Raw genomic sequence first — 6,839 nt, 5'->3', positions numbered from 1 at the left:
GAACCGAAGTCAGTGCCTCCCCAAGGGGAACCTGGGATGCGATACCGGCCAGCCACTCTCGTGCTGCCAAAGATCAGTTACGGGACAACCCTTAGGTCGCCGGAGGGAGATCGTGGACGCCGGCTCTTGTAGCAACGCCTGAGGTATCGCATCAGCACGTAGGCGGCAGCGAGATTACGAGTGACGAGACCACTTTCCTCCCGGCCGACTTCCCCGGCGTGTGCTCCTTGAGCTGAATCGTTCCGGTTGACGCAGGCGACGTCTGCCACCGCGCCTAGGCCGCCTGTCAGCTCTTCCACGACGAGGCGGGGCAGGTCGTGCTGCGGGATCTGCCACTGGCGCGCTTCCAGGTGCCGACTGGTGCCGTACGCCTGGCTGGAGAGCGTGTGCCGGTCGATTACCGAGGGTTCATTCGTGGGCTGGGTGCTGATCGCGACACAGCCGAGACCGTCCCAGCAGGGGTTCACGCCAAGTCCGCCACGAGCAGGTCGAGTGTGGCCTCTTCGTGGAGGGCGATGCTGAGTGCGGCCATGGCTGGAGCGAGGCCCCGATCCCAGCCCGCGGTGGTTGGTGGGCCGGTGAGCGGGTGCTGTGGGACGTTGCGGGCCTTGGTCCGAGCTGCGAGCTGTTCGTAGTCTTCGGCGCCCATCCGCCATGGCTCGGCGCCGTAGCGCTGGACCACGCGGTTGGCCAGGGCTATGCCCGGCCAGTCGAAGTCGCCGTGATAGGCGAAGCGGCAGCCGGTGGCGGGGAGGGCGTCGAGGAGAGTGAGGACCACCGTCGCGGCACTCCCCGATGTGCACACCCGCGGTTGTGAGCAGGCAGCGTCGGCTGCGGCCTCCACCACACGTGGGTTCTCGCAGATGCGGATCAGGGTGCCGGTCGACAGCGAGAGCCGCAGGGCGTGCAAGTCGCGCAGGGTTAGTTGGGTTTCCACGTGGTGGACCGCTCGTTCGTACAGGGAGCGTTCTCGCCAGCCTCCGCCGTCGGGGCGCAGGCCATAGGCGAGCACGGTGCTGGAGACCTCGTCTGGCGTGACGGATGCGAGCCGCCACAAGGCGGCGTCCGGCCGGTCGTCGGGGAGGTCGGTGTCGTGGGCGAGGGCTATGCCCCGTTGGACGAGGCGCGCGAGCCAGGTCCCGTCGTCCAGGCCGTGGGCCGATCCGGTTGCTTCGGCGGCGAGGTCGCCCCGCCCCCACGTGCCGGTCCGCCCGGGACCGAAGAGCAGGGTGAGGGCGTGGACCGCCTGCTGGAGGGTACGCACCGCTGTTGCGGGTGTTACACCGTTGGGTACGCCCGTGCGGCGCAGTCCGTCGTACCATCGCCAGGCCCAATCCTCGTTGGTGAGTTGGCAGCCCTCCAGGGACGAGGCGAGTGAGGACCACACCTGATCGCGCCGTGCCTGGGCCTCCGTCCGAGCGGCGCGGCGGTCGGTGAGCGGCGGTCCGAGTTCCTGGAGTACGTCCCTGAGACCGAGGCCGGCGGCCGAGGACCGCAGCCGGGTGTCGAGTGAGTCGAGCTGCACCGTGGCCGTGGCTCCCGTGATCGGCTTACCGAGCAGGAGCGACAGGTCGTTCCTGCTTTACTGCCAGTCCTGACAGCCGCACCGAGCCGGTGGCCTGAAGCCCGTTGCCCTGGACCCCATGCCCCTGCCGTGGGGGCCGTGCCGAAGAGGAGAGTTCGGCGGTGATCACTCGCGTCCGATCGGGGTTTGTCCAGTGATTCCGGCCGGTCGTGCAGGTGGCGACGCTGGGTTCAGCGGCAGAGCTCCATGATGGTGTCGTCGAAGTCAGGGAACTCCTGGGCCGCTAGCTCGATCACGGCCGCCGCCGACCGGCGCTGGTTCGATGCGAATCCTTCGGCGATGGCTGCCAACTCCGGATTGGGGCGCGCGTTCCAGTCGGGTTCGTACGAGGTGGCGGCTTCCCAGGGGCCGAAGCCGTCGGCCAGTAGCCACAGGAAGTCGCCCAGGTCGCGGGCGACGACACCGGTCTCGCCCTCGGAGCCGAGGAAGGCCACGGCCTGCTCAGCCAGTGGCCGGCTCGGGCGGATGAGCCAGATCGCCGCGTACCCGCCCGTGCCGTCCTGTCGGAACACGCGGAAGTCGTTGCCGTCCAGTTCACTGTTCCCGGTCCATGCCTGGAACCAGTCGGTGGTCTCGGCAGCGGACAGGAAGGCCGGGAAGGGTTCGAAATCGACCCAGGTCTTCCCGTCGGCATAGTCGAATCGAACGGCCATCGCAGTGGCGAGCGCGGCGGGGAACTGGCGGTCATCGGTGCGCTTCACGGAGACAGGCTAGACAGGGGGTCGGACATCGACGCCCTACGGGCAAGGTTGTTGGACGACTTCCGGTTTGTAGTCGTCGGGGGCGACAGGACAGACCTGGTCGCGACAACGGGTGGCACAGCGTCTGCTGTGCCACCCGTTGTCGTTACCCTCCGCAACCGCGTGCCGTCGAAGGTGGTCGGCGGGCGCGGGAGGGCCAGCGCCAAGGTGCGGGGGAGCCCGGCATGGGCGGGCTGCGGATTCTCCCCAGATTCTCCCCAGGGGGCCCTGCGGGCCGCTTTTAAGGGTTCGCAAGAGCTAAGTTGATCAACGATGTTGATGTGCGGTCTACAGCCAGTCGCGCTTCTTGAAGATGACGTACAGGCTGACGCAGACCACGGCCATCAGCAGGATCGCGAAGGGATAGCCTGCCGCCCACTTCAGTTCCGGCATGTCCTCGAAGTTCATGCCGTAGATCGTGCCGACCAGGGTCGGGGCGAAGAGGATGGCGGCCCAGGAGGAGATCTTCTTGATCTCCTCGTTCTGTTCGAAGCCGGCTTCGGCCAGGGCGCGCATTTCGGCGTTCTGCTGTTGGGAGACCAGGGTGGCGTTGACCGTGAGGATTTCCGACAGGGCCTGGCGGAAGCCGTCCACGCGTTCGCTGGTGTGCGTGACGTGGTCGGCCACGTCGCGGAGGTAGCGCTGGAGTTCCTCGTCGGTGCCGTACTTCGCGAAGCCTGCCATCAGGCCGTGCAACATGCCGACCAGGGGGCGGGTGGCGCGCTGGAACTCGACCATTTCGCGCGACAGTTCGTAGATGCGGCGGGAGACCTCGGGGTCGCCGCGGAAGACCTCGGTCTCGATCTCGTCCATGTCGTTCTGGACGCCCTCGACGACGGGGGCGTAGCCGTCGACCACCGCGTCCAGGATGGCGTACAGCGCGGCTTCCGGCCCGAGGGACAGGAGTTCGGGGGTTTCTTCCATGCGGCGGCGGACCGCGGAGAGGTCGGGGGCGGCGCCGTGGCGGACCGTGATCAGGAAGTCCGGGCCGACGAAGATGTGGAGCTCGCCGAAGTCGACCTCCTCCGGGGCGTCCAGGTAGCGGGCGGCGCGCAGGACCACGAAGAGGGTGTCGCCGTAGCGCTCCAGCTTGGGACGCTGGTGGGCCTCCAAGGCGTCTTCGACGGCGAGCTCGTGGAGGTTGAACTCGGCGGCCAGCGAATGCAGTTCGGCCTCGCTGGGGCGGTGCAGGCCGATCCAGGCCATGCCGTCCGGCTCCTCGTGCAGCTGCCGGAAGGTGTCCGCGAGGGTGGCGGGGGAGGCGACGCGGCGGCCGTCGCGGTAGACGGCGGAGTCGATGACGCTGCGGTGGTCGGGCGGTGCGGCCTCGGTCGGCGACGGCTGTCCGGCGGTCGGCGGGGAGGCGGGCGGCGGCGTCGCGGGCGGGGGCGCGGAGCGGCGCCAGGGCGGGCGCTTGGGGGACGGCGGGGGGCGGCGGTCTGGACGCTCCGACATCGCAGGTCAGCTCCCGGTCGAACGTGTGTTTAAGGGCAAGGGGCAGGATATATGGGTGAAAGGGATTCTCCATGTGAGGGGGGAAGGTCGCTCGCCGTGTGCTTGCGGACAGGAGGTGTCCGCAAGCAGGGATAGCTTGCGGTCATGGCTTCCAGGACGACGACGCATCCCGTACTCGGCACCCGGGCGCTGAACCGCGCCACCCTCGCCCGCCAGCTGCTCCTCGGCCGCGCCGAGATGCCCGCGCAGGACGCGGTCGCGCACCTGCTCGGGTTGCAGGCGCAGAACGTCAAGCCGCCCTACTTCTCCCTGCACGCCCGGCTCGCGCACTTCCGGCCCGCCGAGCTCGCCGGGCTCATGGAGACCCGGCAGGTGGTCCGGATGGTGACCATGCGGTCCACGATCCACACCCACACCGCCCACGACGCGCTCACCCTGCGGCCGCTCGTCCAGGGCGCCCGGGACCGGGAGCTCGGGAACTTCCGCAAGGGCCTGGCCGGCGTGGACCTGGACCGGCTCGCCGAGCGCGCCCGTGCCTACGTCGAGGCCGAGCCCCGCACCATGGCGGAGATCCGCGGGGAACTGCTGCGGGAGTGGCCCGGTGCCGACCCGCAGGCGCTGTCCGTCGCCGCCCGCTGCCGGCTGCCGCTCGTGCAGGTCACCCCGCGCGGGGTGTGGGGGCGCAGCGGGCAGGTGCGGCTCACCACCCTGGAACACTGGCTCGGAGCCGTCACCGGGCAGCCCCCGTCACTGGACGATGTCGTGCTGCGCTATCTCGGCGCGTTCGGCCCGGCCTCCGTCAAGGACATGCAGGTCTGGGCCGGGCTGACCCGGCTCCGGGAGGCCTTCGAGCGGCTGCGGCCGCGCCTGCTCGCCTTCCGGGACGAGAACGGTGTCGAACTCTTCGACCTGCCCGACGCGCCCCGCCCGGACCCGGACGCCCCGGCCCCGCCCCGCTTCCTCCCCGAGTTCGACAACCTGCTGCTCTCCCACGCCGACCGCACCCGGGTCGTCCCCGCCGAGCTTAAGGGCCGCAGCTGGGCGGGGAACCAGGCCTACCGCACGCTCCTCGTGGACGGTTTCCTCGCCGGGCTGTGGAAGCCGGAGGGCGGCGGTCTCACCGTCGAGCTCTTCGGCCGGGTCCCGTCCGGGCAGAAGGACGAGATCGTCGCCGAGGGCGAGCGGCTGATCGGTGAGATGACGGAGGAGAGCGCAGAGACCGAGGGGAGCGCAGAGACCGAAGTGAGCGGGAAGGCCGAGGTGGGCGGCGTCAGCGCGGGCGGCCGCGTCCGCTTCGGGTCAATCCACGGCTGACGCAGCTCTGGTGGGGCACCTGGACGGCACGGCACGATGCCCCCCATGACGCACAACATCGCCGAGAACGGCAGCGCCACCGCCGAGTTCCTGGCCGCGCGGGACTTCCTGCTGGAGCGCCGCGGGGACTACGCAGCCGCCTACGCCGGATTCACCTGGCCGCGGCCCGAGCGCTTCAACTGGGCCCTGGACTGGTTCGACCACATCGCCGCGGACACCGCCGACACCGACGCCCTGCGCATCGTCGAGGAGGACGGCACCAGCCGGTCCCTCACCTTCGCGCAGCTGTCCGCCCGTTCCGGCTCCGCCGCCACCTGGCTGCGCGAGCAGGGCGTCGCCGCCGGCGACCGGGTGCTGGTCATGCTCGGCAACCAGCAGGAGCTGTGGGAGGTCATGCTCGGCGCGACGAAGCTGCGCGCCGTCGTCATCCCCGCCACCCCGCTGCTCGGCCCGGCCGACCTGAGGGACCGGATCGAACGCGGTCACGTCCGCCACGTCGTCGTGCGCGCCGAGGACACCGGCAAGTTCGACGAGGTTCCGGGGAACTACACCCGGATCGCCGCCGGGTCGCAGGTGCCCACCGGCTGGCGGCGCCTGGAGGACATGTACGCGGCTGACTCCGCCTTCGTCCCGGACGGCCCGACCCTCGCCTCCGACCCGCTGATGCTGTACTTCACCTCGGGCACCACGGCCCGACCCAAGCTGGTGGAGCACACGCACGCCTCGTACCCCATCGGGCACCTCTCCACCATGTACTGGCTCGGGCTGCGCCCCGGCGACGTGCACCTCAACATCGCCTCGCCCGGCTGGGCCAAGCACGCCTGGTCCAACCTCTTCGCCCCGTGGAACGCCGGCGCCACCGTCTTCGTGCACAACTACACCCGCTTCGACGCCGAGCGGCTGATGGCCGAGATGGACCGGCACGGGGTGACCACCTTCTGCGCCCCGCCCACCGTATGGCGGATGCTGATCCAGTCCGACCTCACCCGCCTGCGTACGCCCCCGCGCGAGGCCGTCGCCGCGGGCGAGCCGCTCAACCCGGAGGTCATCGAGCAGGTCCGCCAGGCCTGGGGGCTCACCATCCGCGACGGCTTCGGCCAGACCGAGACCACCCTCCAGATCGGCAACTTCCCCGGGGCGCCCGTCAAACCCGGCTCCATGGGGCGCCCGGCGCCCGGCTACGAGATCGTCCTCCTCGACCCGCTCACCGGCAAGGAGTCCCCCGACGAGGGGGAGCTCTGCGTCGACCTGCGCCCCCGGCCCGCCGGCGTGATGACCGGCTACCGCGACGACCCGGAACGCACCGCCGAGGCCATGGCGGACGGGCTCTACCGCACCGGCGACATCGCCTCGCGCGACGGGGACGGGTACCTCACCTACGTGGGGCGCAGCGACGACGTCTTCAAGGCCTCCGACTACAAGATCAGCCCGTTCGAGCTGGAGAGCGCCCTGCTGGAACACGAGGCCGTGGCCGAGGCCGCGGTCGTACCGGCCCCCGACCCGCTGCGGCTGGCGGTGCCGAAGGCGTACATCGCGCTCGCCGCCGGCTGGGAGCCCGGACCCGAGACGGCCCGGGCGCTCTTCGCGCACTCCCGGGCCGTGCTCGCCCCGTACAAGCGGATCCGCCGGATCGAGTTCGCGGAGCTCCCGAAGACCGTGTCCGGCAAGATCCGCCGGGTCGAGCTGCGCGACCTCACGGCGGCCGGCTCCGCCGCGGAGTTCGACGAGGCCGACCTGGGCTGAGC

General features: G+C 70.5%; 5 protein-coding genes. 2 read left to right on the top strand and 3 right to left on the bottom strand.

Features of this window, described 5'->3' with window-relative positions; all coding sequences use genetic code 11:
• Positions 1-463: 463 nt before the first annotated feature.
• The 3 genes from AC0666_RS19425 to AC0666_RS19415 form a co-directional block, all read right to left on the bottom strand.
• Positions 464-1,525 (bottom strand): TIGR02679 family protein, encoded by a 1,062-nt coding sequence (locus AC0666_RS19425; protein WP_468968566.1) that lies wholly within the window; start codon positions 1,523-1,525, stop codon positions 464-466.
• A 230-nt stretch (positions 1,526-1,755) separates the two neighbouring features.
• On the bottom strand, positions 1,756-2,286 hold the full coding sequence (locus AC0666_RS19420; RefSeq protein ID WP_478707991.1) for an SMI1/KNR4 family protein: 531 nt from the start codon (positions 2,284-2,286) through the stop codon (positions 1,756-1,758).
• Between the two features lie 327 nt (positions 2,287-2,613).
• Positions 2,614-3,780 (bottom strand): magnesium and cobalt transport protein CorA, encoded by a 1,167-nt coding sequence (locus AC0666_RS19415; RefSeq protein WP_468968572.1) that lies wholly within the window; start codon positions 3,778-3,780, stop codon positions 2,614-2,616.
• 144 nt (positions 3,781-3,924) lie between these two features.
• On the opposite strand from AC0666_RS19415, the gene AC0666_RS19410 reads away from it, so the two are divergent.
• Together AC0666_RS19410 and AC0666_RS19405 are read left to right on the top strand one after the other, a co-directional pair.
• Positions 3,925-5,094, top strand: coding sequence for a winged helix DNA-binding domain-containing protein (locus AC0666_RS19410; protein ID WP_478707990.1), 1,170 nt, complete (start codon positions 3,925-3,927; stop codon positions 5,092-5,094).
• Positions 5,095-5,130: 36 nt separating this feature from the next.
• A complete protein-coding gene (locus AC0666_RS19405; RefSeq protein ID WP_478707989.1) occupies positions 5,131-6,837 on the top strand; it encodes an AMP-binding protein in 1,707 nt (568 codons plus the stop codon).
• Positions 6,838-6,839: the final 2 nt, after the last annotated feature.

The sequence above is a fragment of the Streptomyces sp. NPDC043680 genome (assembly GCF_056436685.1).
The sequence above is the reverse complement of the archived record's forward strand: the minus strand, read 5'-3'. Positions and strand labels throughout refer to the sequence as shown.

Bases quoted from the DNA above. Each gene is read 5' to 3' on its own strand.
- AC0666_RS19415 (WP_468968572.1), bottom strand. From the start codon at position 3,780: ATGTCGGAGCGTCCAGACCGCCGCCCCCCGCCGTCCCCCAAGCGCCCG.
- AC0666_RS19410 (WP_478707990.1), top strand. From the start codon at position 3,925: ATGGCTTCCAGGACGACGACGCATCCCGTACTCGGCACCCGGGCGCTG.
- AC0666_RS19405 (WP_478707989.1), top strand. From the start codon at position 5,131: ATGCCCCCCATGACGCACAACATCGCCGAGAACGGCAGCGCCACCGCC.